The organism is Leclercia sp. W17, assembly GCF_003336325.1.
In the GTDB taxonomy this organism is placed as follows: Bacteria; Pseudomonadota; Gammaproteobacteria; order Enterobacterales; family Enterobacteriaceae; genus Enterobacter.
Genome location: NZ_CP031101.1, coordinates 906413 through 922138, shown reverse-complemented (window position 1 = coordinate 922138; position 15726 = coordinate 906413). Strand labels below are relative to the sequence as shown.

Below are 15726 nucleotides of genomic sequence, written 5' to 3'. Positions count from 1 at the left end.
AAGCGTGTTTATTAACAGGCTAAGACATTCTCCTGACTCTATTTCAGCATAACCTGCTTCGTCTGCTGCGCCAGGATAAACAGACAATTCCGATAGAGATCAACCTTCTTGCCCTGCTGCGGAATTTGCGCGACGATCTCATCATCACGAAGAGGAATTCCATGAACGCATTCAGCCCTGCCCATTTTCGCGCGCAGTTTCCGGCCCTGGCCGATGCCGGTGTCTATCTTGATAGCGCTGCGACAGCCCTTAAGCCTCAGGCAGTGATTGAGGCCACCAACCAGTTTTACAGCCTGAGCGCCGGCAATGTGCATCGCAGCCAGTTTGCCGAAGCCCAGCGCTTAACCGCGCGCTATGAAGCGGCGCGCGATCAGGTTGCCCGCCTGCTTAACGCTGAAAGCGGCAAAAATATTGTCTGGACGCGGGGCACCACCGAAGCCATCAACATGGTGGCGCAATGTTATGCCCGCCCGCGCCTGCAGCCGGGTGATGAGATTATCGTCAGCGAGGCGGAGCACCACGCTAACCTCGTGCCGTGGCTGATGGTAGCCGAACAGACCGGCGCGAAGGTGGTTAAGCTCCCGATTGGCACAGACTGCCTGGCGGATGTGGCTCGCCTGCCTGAGTTGATCACCCCGCGCAGCCGCATTCTCGCGCTGGGGCAGATGTCCAACGTCACCGGCGGCTGCCCGGATCTGGCCCGCGCTATTCAGCTCGCCCATGCCAGCGGGATGGTAGTGATGGTGGATGGCGCCCAGGGCGTGGTCCACTTCCCGGCGGACGTGCAGGCGCTGGATATCGATTTCTATGCCTTCTCCGCACATAAGCTGTACGGCCCTACCGGGATTGGCGCACTGTACGGCAAAGCGGCGCTGCTGGAGGAGATGTCCCCGTGGCTCGGCGGCGGCAAGATGATCACCGAGGTGACTTTCGACGGTTTTAAAACTCAGCAGGTGCCTTATCGTCTGGAAGCCGGGACGCCAAATGTCGCAGGCGTCATTGGCCTGAGCGCGGCGCTGGAGTGGCTGGCGGATATCGATCTGCAACAGGCAGAGAGCTGGAGTCGCGGGCTGGCAACGCTGGCGGAAGAGGCGCTGAAACAACGCCCCGGTTTTCGCTCCTTCCGGGTACAGGATTCGAGCCTGCTGGCATTCGATTTTGCCGGGGTACATCACAGCGACATGGTGACGCTGCTGGCGGAGTATGGCATTGCCCTGCGCGCCGGTCAGCACTGCGCCCAGCCGCTGCTGGCGGCGCTCGGCGTCAACGGCACGCTGCGCGCCTCGTTTGCTCCCTATAACACCCAAAGCGATGTCGACGCGCTGGTTGCCGCCGTCGATCGCGCTCTTGCTTTACTGGTGGATTAATGACAAGCCCAACCCTGGCCGGACATCCGTTCGGCACCGTCATCACTGAAGAGACGTTAAAACAGACCTTTGCCCCGCTGACCCAGTGGGAAGACAAATATCGCCAGTTGATCCTGCTGGGCAAGCAGCTCCCTGCGCTGTCTGATGAACTCAAAGCGCAGGCAAAAGAGATCCCCGGCTGCGAGAACCGCGTCTGGCTTGGGGTTACACAAATTGGGGATAAGCTGCACTTTTATGGCGACAGCGAAGGGCGGATTGTTCGCGGCTTGCTGGCCGTGCTGCTGACCGCCATTGAGGGGAAAAGCGCCGCGCAGATCCTGGAGGAGAATCCGCTGGCGCTGTTTGATGCGCTGGGGCTACGCGGCCAGCTTAGCGCCTCGCGCAGCCAGGGACTGACTGCGCTCAGTGACGCGGTACTGGAAGCGGCACGTCAGGCCTGACGTTCCGCCTTCGCCATCATCTTTTTCAGGGCATGAGAGACGGCGATAAAACCAAAGCTCGCGGTCACCATCGTGGCCGCGCCAAATCCGGAGGCACAGTCCATCCGTTTTGGCCCTTCCGCAGTGCTTTTCATGGCGCAGACTGAACCGTCTGCCTGCGGATAGACCAGCGCTTCCGTTGAAAAGACGCAGTCGATGCCCAGCTTGCCTTTGCTGTTTTTCACCACGCCATAATCGCTTTTCAGACGCTCGCGCAGCTTGGCCGCGAGTGGATCCTGAATGGTTTTCGCCAGGTCGGTCACCTGGATCTGCGTCGGGTCCATCTGCCCGCCCGCACCGCCGGTGGTCACCAGCGGCACTTTATTGCGACGACACCAAGCGATCAGCGCCGCTTTCGGGCGCACGCTGTCGATGGCGTCGATCACGTAGCTGTAACCAGCCCCCATATACTGGGCAACGTTATCGGCGGTCACGAAATCATCAATCACCGTGACGCGACACTCCGGGTTGATCTGGCGAATGCGATCCGCCATCACCTCGGATTTTGCCAGCCCGACGCTGTCGCGCAGGGCGTGGATCTGCCGGTTAGTGTTGGTGACGCAGACATCGTCCATGTCGATAAGCGTAATGGCGCCGATCCCGGTTCGTGCCAGCGCTTCCGCTGCCCATGAGCCGACGCCGCCAATGCCGACCACGCAGATGTGCGCATCGGCAAACAGTTGCAGGGCTTTTTCACCATATAAACGTGCGGTGCCACCAAAACGCTGGCGCCAGGCTTCGCTCATTACCACAGACATAAGACCTCAGATGTAAAAAGGGTGAGAGTTACCCCTCACCCCGGAAAACATAGCGTCAATATTACCACACTCAGCCGCTAAAGACGTTGCCCGTACTTGCGGCGGTTTTCAGCACCCACACGCGGCCGTAATGGTTATACCAGCCCGCGCGGTGGCCGGCATCGGCGCCAATGCCCTGATAGATATCAAAGTGCTGGCCTTTAATCGCGCCACCCACGTCCAGCGCCACCATCAGGCGCAGCTCGTACTGGCCGCTGAATTTGCCTTCGTTATTCAACAGCGGGACTTCGGCTAGCAGCGTGGTGCCCGGCGGGATCACTGTCTTGTCAGAGGCGACCGACGCGCGGCCAATCAGCGGCACCGCGCTGGCACCTTTCACCGGGGCAAAGTTTTGCGGTTTGAAGAAGACAAACGACGGGTTCTGCTCAAGCAGCTCACGCACTTCATATTCGCTGTGCTTCTCGCCCCACTCGCGGATCGCCTGCATCGACATATCTTCGCGTTTCACCTCCCCGCGATCGATCAGCACTTTACCGATACTGCGGTAGGCATGGCCGTTTTTACCCGCATAGCTGAAGAAGTTAAGCGGGCTGCCGTCGCCAAAATCGATATAGCCGCTGCCCTGCACATCCATGATGAAGTTATCCATCAGCGAGTTGCTGTAAGCGAGAACATAGTTGTCGCTCAGCGCGCCCGAGTAGATTTCGGCGCGGGACGGCAGGCGGCCACGTTTTGGCGGCATGCGGTAGATAGGGTATTTGAACTCACCCTGCGCGGTATGGCGGGCCTGTACCACCGGGGTGTAGTAGCCGGTAAACTGGACGTTACCGTAGTTATCGGTGCCCTCCATCTGCCAGGCATCAATGCCGAACTGGCGCATGGTGCGGGTATCGCCCCCGGCGCGTAACCAATCCTGCACGGCGTTATAAACGGCGTTCTGCGAGCTATACAGCCGCGGCGATGCGGTACGGATCTGGCTCACCTGCTCGGCGAAATCCCCGCCATTAATGGGCGCGCCCACGGCGTCCGGCTGGTTTACTAAAGAGAAAGGCTGGGTCAGTTTCCCGTCTTTATATTGCTGACCGCGATCGGTCGGTTTGGAGGAACAGGCGGCGAGGATTGCTACCAGTGCGCCTGTCATCAGATACTTCGCCCAACGTCCTTTCATATATCCCATCTTCAAGTTGCCCCATTCTGCGCAACGAAGATAACAAACCGGCAAAGGTATTGAAATGCGATTGCCTTCCCTTAGGTAAATTTTGCGCAAAAAATATTCAAATCGACGACAGAGCGGACAAATCAACGTCTAATTTGGTGATTTTTACGAAAAAGGGTTGCATCAAAAAGTCAGCAGAGTATAGTGCGCATCCACGGACGCGGGGTGGAGCAGCCTGGTAGCTCGTCGGGCTCATAACCCGAAGGTCGTCGGTTCAAATCCGGCCCCCGCAACCAATTAAAATTTGATGAAGTATCTTCTGCAAAGCAGAAAGACGGACGCGGGGTGGAGCAGCCTGGTAGCTCGTCGGGCTCATAACCCGAAGGTCGTCGGTTCAAATCCGGCCCCCGCAACCAATCAAATTTAAAGAAGTAAGTTTATACAAAGCAGTTCGAATCACAGGAAGGCGGCGACGCAGTGAATCCTTAGGAGCTTACTCCAGTAAGTGACTGAGGTGAACGAGGAAAGCCAACGCACATGTGGTTTGAAATGCGAAGTATAAAGACGGACGCGGGGTGGAGCAGCCTGGTAGCTCGTCGGGCTCATAACCCGAAGGTCGTCGGTTCAAATCCGGCCCCCGCAACCAACACTTCTAAAAACAATAAACACCCTTCCGGGTGTTTTTTTGTTTTTGTCGTCAGCCCACCCGTAGGCCCGCGCAAGCGCAGCGCCGCCGGGCAGTGTTGATCTTATCCGCGTCTCGCCAGCGTCGCCCCGTCAGAGAAATAGGCCTTAATCCCCGCCAGTATCGACTCCGCCACTTCCTGCTGGAACTTAGCCGTTTTAAGTTTGCGCTCCTCTTCCACGTTACTGATAAACGCGGTTTCCACCAGAATCGACGGAATGTCCGGCGCTTTTAACACCGCAAATCCGGCCTGCTCGACGCTGTTCTTATGTAGTTTGTTCACATGCCCAAGCCTGCCCAGCACCGCTTTACCAAACTTCAGGCTGTCGGTGATGGTCAGCGACTGGACCATATCGAACATGGTGTGGTCGACGTAGCGATCGCCGCTCCGCCCTACCCCACCGATAAGGTCGGAGGCATTCTGGGTATCGGCAAGATAGCGTGCTGCGGTACTGGTCGCCCCTTTGGTGGAGAGGGCAAACACTGATGACCCGCTGGGCTGACGGCTGGTAAAGGCGTCCGCATGGATAGAGATGAAGAGATCCGCACGCTGCTTTTGCGCTTTCGCTACCCGCACCTTCAGCGGAATAAAGACATCTTCGTTGCGCGTCATGTAGGCGCGCATGTTGCCTTCTCTGTCGATCATCGCCTTCAGGCGACGGGCGATTTGCAGCACCACATCTTTTTCCCGGGTCCGGTATTTGCCTACCGCGCCGGAGTCCTCGCCGCCGTGCCCCGGATCGAGCATGATCACAATCGGGCGATCGCGTCCCGCTTTGCCGGGCTGCGGGCCGCTTTGCGCAGGCGGTACCTGTTTTTCCAGATCGCCTTTGTTGTAATCCTCCAGCAGGGCCAGCAGCGGATCCTGAATATCGGTCGCGTTGGCAGGATAGAGGTCCATAACCAGACGTTCTTTGAAACCGGCCACCGGCGCGAGAGCAAACAGCTGCGGTTTGACGTTCTGCTTGAGCTCAAACACCATGCGCACGGTTTTTGGATCAAACTGCCCTACCCGCGCGGACTTGATGAAGGGATCGTCGCCGCGGATCTGGGCACTCATTCCTTTCAGCACCGAGTTAAGATTTACGCCTTCGATATCCACCACCACCCGCTCCGGGTTGCTCAACGCGAATTGCTTATAGTTCAGCACCCGGTTTGACTCGACCGTCACGCGCGTATAGGTCGAAGACGGCCAGACGCGCACCGCAACAACCTGACTGACGGCGGCAAACCCGACCTGACTAACGCTAAGCAACCACATTGCCCCAGCCCCTTGTAACAGGCGACGGCGACTTAATGCTTTACTGGATCCCGACATGCTTCTCCCGAGCAAAGATATCGAATAACTTTTCATAACGTCCAAATTGACCGAAAACTTTAACGAATGATGCATAACCTGTCATCCCTAAAAGGGTAAACAATCATGCGTTAACGATAACTTAACTGAATCTTTTCTTTGCTTCGCAGAAAAGTTTGGCTTGCGCACAGCGCGATATTCGAATAAAAATACAAAAATTACGAATAAACATTCATTGAGGGGTTGTGCCGTGGTGAAGGAACGTAGAATCGAACTGGTCCAGGGATTCCGCCATTCTGTTCCCTATATCAACGCCCACCGGGGAAAGACGTTTGTCGTCATGCTGGGTGGCGAAGCCATTGAGCATGAGAATTTCTCCAGCATTGTCAATGACATCGGCCTGCTGCATAGCCTGGGTATTCGCCTGGTCGTCGTGTATGGCGCTCGCCCGCAGATCGAGGCGAATCTGGCCGCGCATCATCACGAGCCGATCTACCACAAACATACCCGCGTCACCGACGCTAAAACGCTGGAGCTGGTTAAGCAGGCCGCCGGTCTGCTGCAGCTGGACATCACCGCGCGTCTGTCGATGAGCCTTAACAACACCCCGCTGCAGGGGGCGCATATTAACGTGGTCAGCGGTAATTTTATTATCGCCCAGCCGCTCGGCGTGGATGATGGCGTGGATTACTGCCACAGCGGACGTATTCGTCGTATTGATGAAGAGGCGATCCACCGTCAGCTCGACGGCGGCGCGATTGTGCTGACCGGCCCGGTTGCCGTCTCTGTCACGGGCGAAAGCTTCAATCTCACCTCCGAAGAGATTGCCACCCAGCTGGCGATCAAGCTGAAAGCAGAAAAAATGATCGGCTTCTGCTCCTCGCAGGGGGTGATGAACGAGCTCGGGAATATTGTCTCTGAGCTGTTCCCTAACGAGGCTCAGGCGCGCGTCGATGCCCTTGAGGCGCAGGGGGACTACTACTCCGGTACCGTGCGTTTTCTGCGGGGCGCAATCAAAGCCTGCCGCAGCGGCGTGCGTCGCAGCCACCTGATCAGCTATCAGGAAGATGGCACCCTGCTGCAGGAGCTCTTCTCCCGCGACGGTATAGGGACGCAGATTGTGATGGAGAGCGCCGAGCAGATCCGTCGCGCCACCATCAACGACATCGGCGGCATTCTGGAACTCATCCGCCCGCTGGAGCAGCAGGGGATCCTGGTGCGCCGCTCCCGCGAACAGCTGGAGATGGAAATCGACAAGTTCACCATTATTCAGCGCGATAACCTCACCATCGCCTGTGCGGCGCTCTACCCCTTCCCGGAAGAGAAGATCGGTGAAATGGCCTGCGTGGCGGTGCATCCGGATTACCGCAGCTCATCGCGCGGCGAAGTGTTGCTGGAGCGGATCGCCCTCCAGGCGCGGCAGATGGGGCTGAGCAAGCTGTTTGTGCTGACGACCCGCAGCATTCACTGGTTCCAGGAGCGGGGTTTCACGCCGGTGGACATTGATTCCCTGCCGGAAACCAAGAAAGAGATGTACAACTACCAGCGCCGTTCAAAAGTGCTGATGGCGGACCTGGGATAACGGTCATCACCCACAGGCCGGGCAAGCGCTGCCCGGCTTTTCACTCGCTTATAAGGCTTCAAAGATCGCGCTCAGCCCGCTGCGCCGCTCCGTACGGATGGTGACAGCCTGGGTCAGCACCCCTTCATCCGCATACAACGACAAACGCCGACGGGCGCGGGTAATGGCGGTATAGACCAGCTCGCGGGTCACGACGGGCGACATCTGGTTAGGTAAAATCAGCGCCGCGTGATCGAACTCAGAGCCCTGGGATTTATGCACCGTCATGGCCCAGGCGGTTTCATGCTCCGGCAGGCGGCTGGGCTGCACGGACTTCACGCTGCCGTCCGGCATCTGGAACCAGACCCGCAGACCCTGACCACGATCCAGCGCAATCCCGATATCGCCGTTAAACAGGCCCAGCGCGCTGTCGTTGCGTGAAATCATCACCGGCCTGCCTTCATACCAGCGCGAATGGGGCTGACGGCCAATACGGCGTTTTTGCGCCAGGACCTGCTCGAGCCTTTCGTTAAGCCCGGCGACGCCGAAGGGGCCATCCCGTAAGGCGCAAAGCAGCTGGTAGCGGCCAAATGCCGCCAGGATCTCCGCTTCGGAGGCCTGCTGCTGCACGCTGTCGAGAAAATGTTGATACCCCTGCAGGGCATCTTCCAGCATCGCCAGATACTCTTCCCCGCTCTGAAGCTGCTTTTTCTCAATATCACTGAATTTGCCATCAAATACCGAGCGGATAGCGTGGCGATCGCCCCGGTTGACCGCGGCCGCCAGTTGCCCGATGCCAGAATCGCTGCCAAAACGGTAGCTTTTTTGCAGCAGGCACAGGCTGTCGCGTAGCGCACCCGCGACCGGGCTGACGTTGCCCTGCATCTCACATCCCGTCATGCTGGCAAGCTCCTGCGCGCGCCGGACCGTAAAGCCGGCGCTGGCCCAGGTACAGATGTCACCCAGTACCGCGCCCGCTTCGACGGAGGCCAGCTGGTCGCGATCGCCGAGGAAAATAACCCGGGCATGGGGCGGCAGGGCGTCAATCAGACGCGACATCATCGTCAGGTCAATCATCGACGCCTCATCCACCACCAGCACATCCAGGTGCAGCGGATTACCTGCATGGTAACGCAGGCGCTGGCTGCCCGGCTGCGCGCCAAGCAAACGGTGCAGCGTGCTCGCTTCCGTCGGGAATCGCGCGCGCTGGGCCTCGGTCAGGGGCAGTTTTTGCAGCGCGCCGCCCAGCGATTCGGTCAGACGAGCGGCCGCTTTACCGGTGGGGGCCGCCAGCCGGATCCGGCATTTCTCCTCTCCCGCCATCTGGATCAGCGCCGCCAGCAGGCGGGCAACGGTGGTCGTTTTGCCGGTCCCCGGTCCGCCGGAAATCACGGAAATACGCCGCGTTAACGCGACTGCCGCAGCCACCTTTTGCCAGTTGACGGCTTCATCAGAGGTAAACAGCGCATTCAGCGTGCGCTGAACGTCGGCGCTGTCATGGGGCAACGGCTGATTGGCTTCGCTAAAGAAGCGGGCCACCGCCCGCTCATAGCGCCACATCCGGTTGAGGTAGAGCCGCTCGCCGGTGAGCACCAGCGGCGTCGGTTCATCCCCTGCACTCACCGCGCGGGAGCGCAGCAGCGTAGCGGTCCAGTCCGGCTCTTCGTCAAACAGCGCAAAACAGGCCTGCAGCGCGGCGCTTTTCGCCTCGGCACGCAGTCGGGACAACGGCAGGCAAACGTGCCCTTCTCCCGCATCACGGCTTAATATCGCCGCCGCCAGCATCACCGCCGGTTCGTCGTTCCCTGCTACCATCATCGCAAACTGTACATCCAGACGACGCAGCACGCGCTCCTCTACGGCTTCCAGCAAGTGTTCCTGCATCGTCATTGTGTTAGCTCCTCGTTGCTGGCGGAAAACAGGCTATCCATTTGTTCGATTAACGCTTCATCCGGACGGGTGGCAAAGCAACCGGCGCCCGGCGAGCTGCCATCCACGCCACGTAAAAACAGGTAGATCACCCCACCGAAATGGTGTTGATAGTCATAGTCGGCAATACGGTGACGTAAATATCGGTGCAGCGCCAGGGTGTAGAGCTGGTACTGCAGATCGTAGCGGTGCGACTGCATCGCCCGGGCCATAGCCTGCGGGGTATAGGCCTCGCTGTTTTCACCCAGCCAGTTGGATTTATAGTCCAGCAGGTAATAGCGGCCATTATGGCGGAAGACCAGGTCGATAAAGCCTTTCAGCATGCCGCGCACCTGACGAAAATCGAGCGGCGGGCAGCCCCGGGAGAGCGGATCGTACTCGCGAATCAACGCATCCAGCGCCCCGGCGGTGAGCGGCCCGGCGATGGGCAGATAAAACTCCATCTCAACCTGCTTATCAGCGGCTGTCAGCTGGCTCAGTGAGATCCCCTCCTCATTGAGCGGAGTCTCCAGCACCTGCGCGATCCAGCGGGTTAACACCGGCTCCCAGCGGGCATCGTACCCCCCTTTTTGCAGCATCTCCAGCACCCACTCCGGGGAGACGGGCTGCGTAAAATCGAGTGCTTCAAACAGGCTGTGTAAAAAGGTGCCCGGCGAGGCGCCGCGCGGAAACTGGTGCGGCGTCAGCTCTGGCTCCTGCGGCACTTCGCCGGTGCCTGCGGCATCAACATCGAGGCGCGGCATCAGATCCTGGGCGATACTGTGCCCGTGCTGCTGAAGCCCGGAATAGCTAGTGACCCGCCAGTCGTCATACAGCATGCGGGCCACCTGCCGCGCCTGCAGATCCGGCAACACCGGATCTGGCATATGCCAGCGGGCGGCGTCTGCCACACCGGCAACCTGCAATGCAATGTGGTCGTTGCACAACGCCTCCAGACACTGGCGCAGACCGGCAGCATCTTTCGGCTCGCCGCGCTGGATCAGGCGTCCAAGCGCGCTCAGGTGGAAGTCGCTGTCACCCGATTTTTCGCCACGCCGACGGAACAGCGGCGCCACGCCTAAGCTGCAGTGCCACACCGAACGGGTCAGTGCCACATAGAGCAGGCGTAAATCTTCCGCCAGCCGTTCCGCCTCGGCCAGCTCCACGCTGTCGTCGGCCTTGCTGAGGTCGAGCACCGCTTCGAAGGTCTTACGATCGTGATAAAAGGCCTGATCCTGAACCCGGTAGTTGGCGATAAAGGGCAGCCAGACCAGCGGATACTCCAGCCCTTTCGATTTGTGAATGGTGACGATTTTAACCAGATGCTTGTCACTTTCGAGACGCATTTGCTGGCTTGAGGCGTTGCTGTTCGGCTCGGCGATGTGCTGCGCCAGCCAGCGCACGAGGGCATATTCACTCTCAAGCTGGGCCCCCGCCTCCTGCAACAGTTCGCTGATGTGCAGAATGTCGGTCAGGCGGCGTTCCCCTCCGGCAGTTGCCAGCATATTTTCGGCGATGTTGCGCTGGGTCATGAGGTCGCGCAGCATCGCCATTACGCCCCGCTTCTGCCAGCGCTCACGGTAGCGGGTAAACTCTTCTACCGCCTCATCCCAGAGTGTCTCATTGTTATTCAGCGTATCGATATCCTGGGCGTTAAGGCCGAGCATGGCGCTTGCCAGGGCGCTGCGCAGGGTGCTTTCACGCTCCGGCGCCAGCACCGCCTGCAACAGCCAGAGCATCTCCTGGGCTTCCAGCGTTTCAAACACGCTGTCGCGGTTGGAGAGATAGACCGAAGGAATGCCAAGCAGGGTCAATGCATCACGGATCAACGCCGCCTCCTGACGGCTGCGCACCAGCACCGTAATGTCTGACGCCTTCACCGGTTGGGCATCGTCACCCCGGTGCAAAATGGCTTCGCCGCGTACGCCAGCGCTCAGCCAGTCGCGGATTTGCGCCGCACAGTGCTGGGCCATAAAGGTCTGGTAATCTCCGACGCCACACCCCTCGCCCTCCATCAGCCAGATGCTCATCGCGGGCTGGAAATTGCCTTTATACTCGAAACGCAGCGTGGCGTTTCTCGGGGCAGATTTGACCGGTAAGAAGGGGATCTCACGGAACATGAAAGCGTCGTTCATCTGTGAAAAGAGCGTGTTCACGCTCTCTACCATGCCGGGGGCCGAGCGCCAGTTGGTATCCAGCGTATAGTGCGCGGCCACTTCGCCACGCGCTTTCATGTAGGTGAAAATATCCGCCCCACGGAAGGCGTAGATCGCCTGTTTCGGGTCGCCAATCAGCAGCAGAGCGGTATCCGGCTGCTGGCGCCAGATGCGGCGGAAAATCCGGTACTGCTGGGGATCGGTATCCTGAAATTCATCGATCATCGCCACCGGAAAACGGGTCCGGATGGCGGCAGCCAGCGCCTCGCCATTGTCGCTGTTGAGGGCATCATCGAGACGGCTGAGCATATCGTCGAAGCCCAGCTCACCGCGACGGCGCTTTTCCCGCGCCACCGCTTCGCGGATCTCTGACAGCGCACGGGTGATCATCAGATCGTTAAGGGTTAACGGCTCTGCCAGCAGGTTATCGATGGCGGAAAAGAGCGGGTGTTCCGGCACCTCGCCCCCCGCTTTCGTGCGCTCGGCAAGGAACGACTGGGAAAATTTTTCCAGCGCGTCAGGCAGCTGATAGCTGTGCTTCTCTTCCTGAGCCCAGGCCGTAACGCGTTCGATATATTTTGCCTGGTTGCCGCGGTTGAATTTACGCCGGTCGATGCCGGAGCGCTCAATCACCGCCTCGATTTCCGCCACGCTGTCAGACCACTGCTGTTTCATGGCGGCGATCAGGCCGACAATCTTCTCATGGCGTGAAGCCAGCGTTTCGTCCGCAGGCGGAGCAGATTTGATGACCGGGGCTTCCCCCCGCAGATAACGATCGATGGTCCGCAGTAGCTCGTCCGGGCCTTTCCAGAGATTATGTACCGCTTCGGCGATATCACGTGGCAGAGGGTAGCAATGGCGACGCCAGAAGTCGGCGCACGCCTGGTAGCGCAGCTGGGATTCATCTTCGATGAGTTGCTGCTCAAAAAGCATGCCTGATTCAAACGCATTCAGGCTGAGCATGCGCTGGCAGAAGCCGTGGATAGTAAACACGGCAGCCTCATCCATCTGCCGTTCCGCCAGCAGCAGCCACTGTGCCGCCTGCTGTTTATCGTCAATCTCATCCAGCAGGCTGGCATACAGCGGGTTATCTGTACTCTGTCGCAGGCAGGCGATGCGCAGCTCATGAATGTTGGCGCGGATACGTCCGCGCAGCTCTTCCGTCGCGGCTTCGGTGAAGGTTACCACCAGTAGCTCTTCCACGTTGAGCGGGCGGCTAAACGCCGCGCTGCCGCCCAGACCCAGCAGCAGTCGCAGATAGAGTGCAGCGATGGTGAAGGTTTTTCCGGTTCCCGCTGAGGCCTCTATCAGTCGCTCCCCCTGTAACGGTAAACGTAAGGGGTTAAGGGACTCAGCGGTATCGGTCATTCGTTCTTACTCCTGGGCAAAGATTGCTGCAATGCGCTCACGCTCTTCCATACCGTCCAGCCTGCCGGCGGGGTGACATCGGCTTTCTTACTCTGGCTACCGGAAACCTGTGACAGGATAGCCATCCCCTGCGGGGCGACCACGGCCTGGTGGAAGAAGTCGGCCACTTTCTGTGGCGTGAGCTGTTTTATCTCGGCCACTACTTTATCATGCGAATCGAAGCGCATATTACCCCGATCAAAATCTTTGCTGACTTTTGACGCTTCTTCAGCCAGCGTCTGCGGCGGCTGCATAATCTGGGCAATGACCGCCTGCTGAATCTGGGCAAACTCTTCCGGCTTCATCGCACGCAGCTTCGCTTCTGCCTGCGGGAAGAAGGCCTGGAAACGCTGCCAGAGATAATCTGGCTGTTTATCACTGCTTTGCAGCAGGAAGCCCATCCCCCACTGGCGACCAACGTTCATCGAAAAGGCAAAGACGGCATAGCCCAGCTGCTCTTCGGTACGTAACTGGGTGTAGAACCAGGGCTGCACGATCTGTCCGAGTACGGCGCTGTATGCTGAACTGGCGTATTCGTCATAGCCGGTCGGGACAAAGACCGCTGCCAGTGCGGAATCCGTACTGCTGCCCGCTTTTTCGAAAATCACGTTCTGCTGTTTTTCGACCAGCACGTCCTGGTTACGACACCATTCGGTCCCCTTCGCACCCAGCTGAGTACGCACATCCTGCGCCAGGGTTTTCGCCTGATCTTCGCTCATGTTGCCCACCACCAGAAACTCCGGTCGGGCATTGGTTTTCAGCGCGGCACGGTAGGCCATTACCTCGTCCAGCGTAATAGACGGCAGCAGTTCCCGGCGCTCCTCACGCTGGAAGTAGGGAACCTGCGAGAGCATCTGCACCGGCATAATAGCCTGATCGAAGGCTTTGCCCTTTTCTGCGGAATCCATCATCTGCGCGTACCAGGACTTAGCCTGCTCCAGCTGCTCCTCGGTGGTGGTGTAGCTGAAATAGCCTTCCAGCAGCGCTTTAAAGAGCTGCGGCAGACGCTGAGTGTAACCGTTGGCGTTGAGCATCAGGCCATTATTGGCGTTGGTCGAGAAACCGATCCCGCCTACCGCGGCCTGGTTGCTGAGCTGATCCAGCGCGATACCGGCCAGATAGTCATTCAGCGCAAACATCACCTGGTTTTTAGCGGTATTCATCGCCGCAGGGTTACGCAGCACCATGCTGACGTTGGCTTTTGGCTCGCTGGCGAAGTAGCGGCTCGGGGTATAGACCACGCGCAGGTCAGGCTCATCCACAATCAGCTGCGGCTGTGGATAATCTTTAGTCGGTTTGATGAGGGTAAAGTCGTCCGGGATGTAAGGGTTCACCTCCGGCAGCTTAAGGGCGATCCCGGCGGCTCGCTTCTGCCAGTCGGCAAAAGTTTGCTCGCTGATTTTGTCCACCTGATATTCGGCGTTCACAAAGTAAGCGGTCTTGTTATGCGGCTCGTTCGGGCTGATATACCAGATACGGGCGTTCTGCGGCGTCATCATCGCCAGTCGGGCTTTGACGGCGTCGGCATCGTATTGATCGGCGATATTGACCGCATCAAGCGTGTGCTCAACCGGCACGCGGATCATGGTGTCAGCCAGCCACTCGACATAGTCCATATCGCGGGTAATGGAAGGATAACGGAAGTCGAGATCCAGCACGTGCGCCAGCTCGTCAAAGTAGCGTTTATCCACCCCTTTTTCACGCAGCAGCGAAAGGTAGCTGAAAATCGCGGCGACAACGTCATCGCGATGGGCCAGACCTTTATCGGTTAAGGTGGCGGAGATCGCCAGCACGCCGCTGTTGCCATTAACGACGGGATCGGAGTCGGCGCGAATACCTTCCACCAGCCCCTGCTTTTGCAGCCAGTCGGAGAGGGTGTCCGGGCTACGGTTGCCAATCAGGTAGTTAACCAGCTCGTCGGTTTTACTGCGAAACTGCGGCGTATTGTTATCAATACGGAACTCCACGCGCAGCACCTTGCGAGGCATCGCGGGAACGTAGTGAATGATCAGGCCTTTCTGCGCGTCGGTGACCACCGGCACGGTGATTTCCGGGCGAGTGATATTTTTATTCGGCACCCGGCCATAGGTCTGGGCAGCCAGTTGCGCCAGTTCCGGCAGCGGCTTATTGCTGTAGACCACGGCCTTCATCAGGTTAGCGGAGTAGTATTTGTCGCGAAACGCGTGCAGCGCATCAAGCACCGGGCTGCCCGGCTTGTCGCTCAGCGTCTCAAGATTTCCGCCGGAGAAGCGCGATCCAGGGTGCGCGGGGTTGATGGTTTCGGCGCTGACCTGCGCCATCCGCATCCCGTCCCGGGTACGCGCCAGCGTCAGCTCCGCATTCACGGCGTTGCGCTCACGATCGGCATATTTTTTATCCAGCAGCGGGGCAGCAATGGCATCCGCCAGACGATCGACGGCACCTTCCAGCGCATCGTTTTCCACTTCAAGATAAAAAGCCGTACGGTACGGCGCGGTGCTGGCGTTATGGCTGCCACCGTGCATTTTCAAGAATTCGGCCAGACTGTCAGGCTGCGGATAGTTCTTTGAGCCCATCAGGGTCATATGTTCAAGATAGTGCGCGAGCCCTGGATGGGATTCAGGATCTTCCAGCGAGCCCACCGGCACCACCAGCGCCGACAGTGACTTTACAGCCTGAGGATCGGAAACCAGCAGCACGACCATCCCGTTATCAAGGCGGATCGCCTGATATTCACGGGTATCTTTATCACTTTTGCGGATCGTTTCCTGAACGGGTTGCCAACCGGTATTTGCCTGACTGAGGGGGGCCCAAAGAGCGACGAACAAAACTAACGTTTTCAACAAGGTGCTGCCTGGCATTCACTACCTCTTCATCACGGACATCATCATTAACAAGCTTCGTGCCGGACACGCCAGCATCTCTTTGTTTTGGTACATCAGTCCATGACAAGTTGCGCATCATAAATGAATG

9 protein-coding genes and 3 tRNA genes are annotated in these 15726 nt (G+C 58.6%); 6 read left to right on the top strand and 6 right to left on the bottom strand.

Translation table 11 applies throughout. The annotated features are described in order from the left end of the window. The first annotated feature begins 161 nt into the window (after window positions 1-161). Together csdA and csdE are read left to right on the top strand one after the other, a co-directional pair. Window positions 162-1367, top strand: coding sequence for a cysteine desulfurase CsdA (csdA, locus tag DVA44_RS04630; RefSeq protein ID WP_103822726.1), 1206 nt, complete (start codon window positions 162-164; stop codon window positions 1365-1367). Beyond that, complete coding sequence (gene csdE / locus DVA44_RS04625) at window positions 1367-1807, top strand: cysteine desulfurase sulfur acceptor subunit CsdE (RefSeq protein ID WP_114316888.1); 441 nt, start codon at window positions 1367-1369, stop codon at window positions 1805-1807. The genes csdA and csdE overlap by 1 nt, the downstream gene beginning before the upstream one ends. On the opposite strand, the gene tcdA is transcribed toward csdE, so the two are convergent. After that, window positions 1798-2604: a tRNA cyclic N6-threonylcarbamoyladenosine(37) synthase TcdA gene (tcdA, locus tag DVA44_RS04620; RefSeq protein WP_114385839.1), complete on the bottom strand. Its 807-nt coding sequence runs from the start codon at window positions 2602-2604 to the stop codon at window positions 1798-1800. The genes csdE and tcdA overlap by 10 nt on opposite strands. Window positions 2605-2674: 70 nt before the next feature. Beyond that, window positions 2675-3772 (bottom strand): murein transglycosylase A, encoded by a 1098-nt coding sequence (mltA, locus tag DVA44_RS04615; protein WP_103822729.1) that lies wholly within the window; start codon window positions 3770-3772, stop codon window positions 2675-2677. 207 nt (window positions 3773-3979) lie between these two features. On the opposite strand from mltA, the gene DVA44_RS04610 reads away from it, so the two are divergent. The 3 genes from DVA44_RS04610 to DVA44_RS04600 all read left to right on the top strand — a co-directional run bounded on the left by DVA44_RS04610 (window position 3980) and on the right by DVA44_RS04600 (window position 4406). Continuing rightward, window positions 3980-4056, top strand: a tRNA-Met gene (locus tag DVA44_RS04610). A 43-nt stretch (window positions 4057-4099) separates the two neighbouring features. Further along, window positions 4100-4176: transfer RNA gene (locus DVA44_RS04605), tRNA-Met, on the top strand. Between the two features lie 153 nt (window positions 4177-4329). Next, window positions 4330-4406 (top strand) — tRNA-Met (locus DVA44_RS04600). Between the two features lie 103 nt (window positions 4407-4509). On the opposite strand, the gene amiC is transcribed toward DVA44_RS04600, so the two are convergent. Beyond that, window positions 4510-5763, bottom strand: a complete 1254-nt coding sequence (gene amiC, locus DVA44_RS04595; protein WP_103180955.1) for an N-acetylmuramoyl-L-alanine amidase AmiC — start codon at window positions 5761-5763, stop codon at window positions 4510-4512. Between the two features lie 229 nt (window positions 5764-5992). On the opposite strand from amiC, the gene argA reads away from it, so the two are divergent. After that, window positions 5993-7324 carry an amino-acid N-acetyltransferase gene (argA, locus tag DVA44_RS04590; protein WP_114385838.1) on the top strand — a complete coding sequence of 444 codons (1332 nt, stop codon included), beginning with the start codon at window positions 5993-5995 and terminating at the stop codon, window positions 7322-7324. 48 nt (window positions 7325-7372) lie between these two features. Here the strand turns inward: argA and recD are convergent, their stop codons facing one another. Genes recD through ptrA form a run of 3 tightly spaced genes read right to left on the bottom strand, consistent with a single transcriptional unit; the run spans window position 7373 to window position 15614 of the window. After that, on the bottom strand, window positions 7373-9193 hold the full coding sequence (gene recD / locus DVA44_RS04585; RefSeq protein WP_114385837.1) for an exodeoxyribonuclease V subunit alpha: 1821 nt from the start codon (window positions 9191-9193) through the stop codon (window positions 7373-7375). After that, window positions 9190-12735 carry an exodeoxyribonuclease V subunit beta gene (gene recB, locus DVA44_RS04580; RefSeq protein WP_114385836.1) on the bottom strand — a complete coding sequence of 1182 codons (3546 nt, stop codon included), beginning with the start codon at window positions 12733-12735 and terminating at the stop codon, window positions 9190-9192. The genes recD and recB overlap by 4 nt, the downstream gene beginning before the upstream one ends. Continuing rightward, window positions 12732-15614 (bottom strand): pitrilysin, encoded by a 2883-nt coding sequence (gene ptrA / locus DVA44_RS04575; protein WP_114385835.1) that lies wholly within the window; start codon window positions 15612-15614, stop codon window positions 12732-12734. The genes recB and ptrA overlap by 4 nt, the downstream gene beginning before the upstream one ends. Window positions 15615-15726 lie beyond the last annotated feature (112 nt).

Coding starts and splice junctions, on each gene's coding strand:
- csdA (WP_103822726.1), top strand. CDS start 162: ATGAACGCATTCAGCCCTGCCCATTTTCGCGCGCAGTTTCCGGCCCTG.
- csdE (WP_114316888.1), top strand. CDS start 1,367: ATGACAAGCCCAACCCTGGCCGGACATCCGTTCGGCACCGTCATCACT.
- tcdA (WP_114385839.1), bottom strand. CDS start 2,604: ATGTCTGTGGTAATGAGCGAAGCCTGGCGCCAGCGTTTTGGTGGCACC.
- mltA (WP_103822729.1), bottom strand. CDS start 3,772: ATGAAAGGACGTTGGGCGAAGTATCTGATGACAGGCGCACTGGTAGCA.
- amiC (WP_103180955.1), bottom strand. CDS start 5,763: ATGTCGGGATCCAGTAAAGCATTAAGTCGCCGTCGCCTGTTACAAGGG.
- recD (WP_114385837.1), bottom strand. CDS start 9,193: ATGACGATGCAGGAACACTTGCTGGAAGCCGTAGAGGAGCGCGTGCTG.
- recB (WP_114385836.1), bottom strand. CDS start 12,735: ATGACCGATACCGCTGAGTCCCTTAACCCCTTACGTTTACCGTTACAG.
- ptrA (WP_114385835.1), bottom strand. CDS start 15,614: ATGCCAGGCAGCACCTTGTTGAAAACGTTAGTTTTGTTCGTCGCTCTT.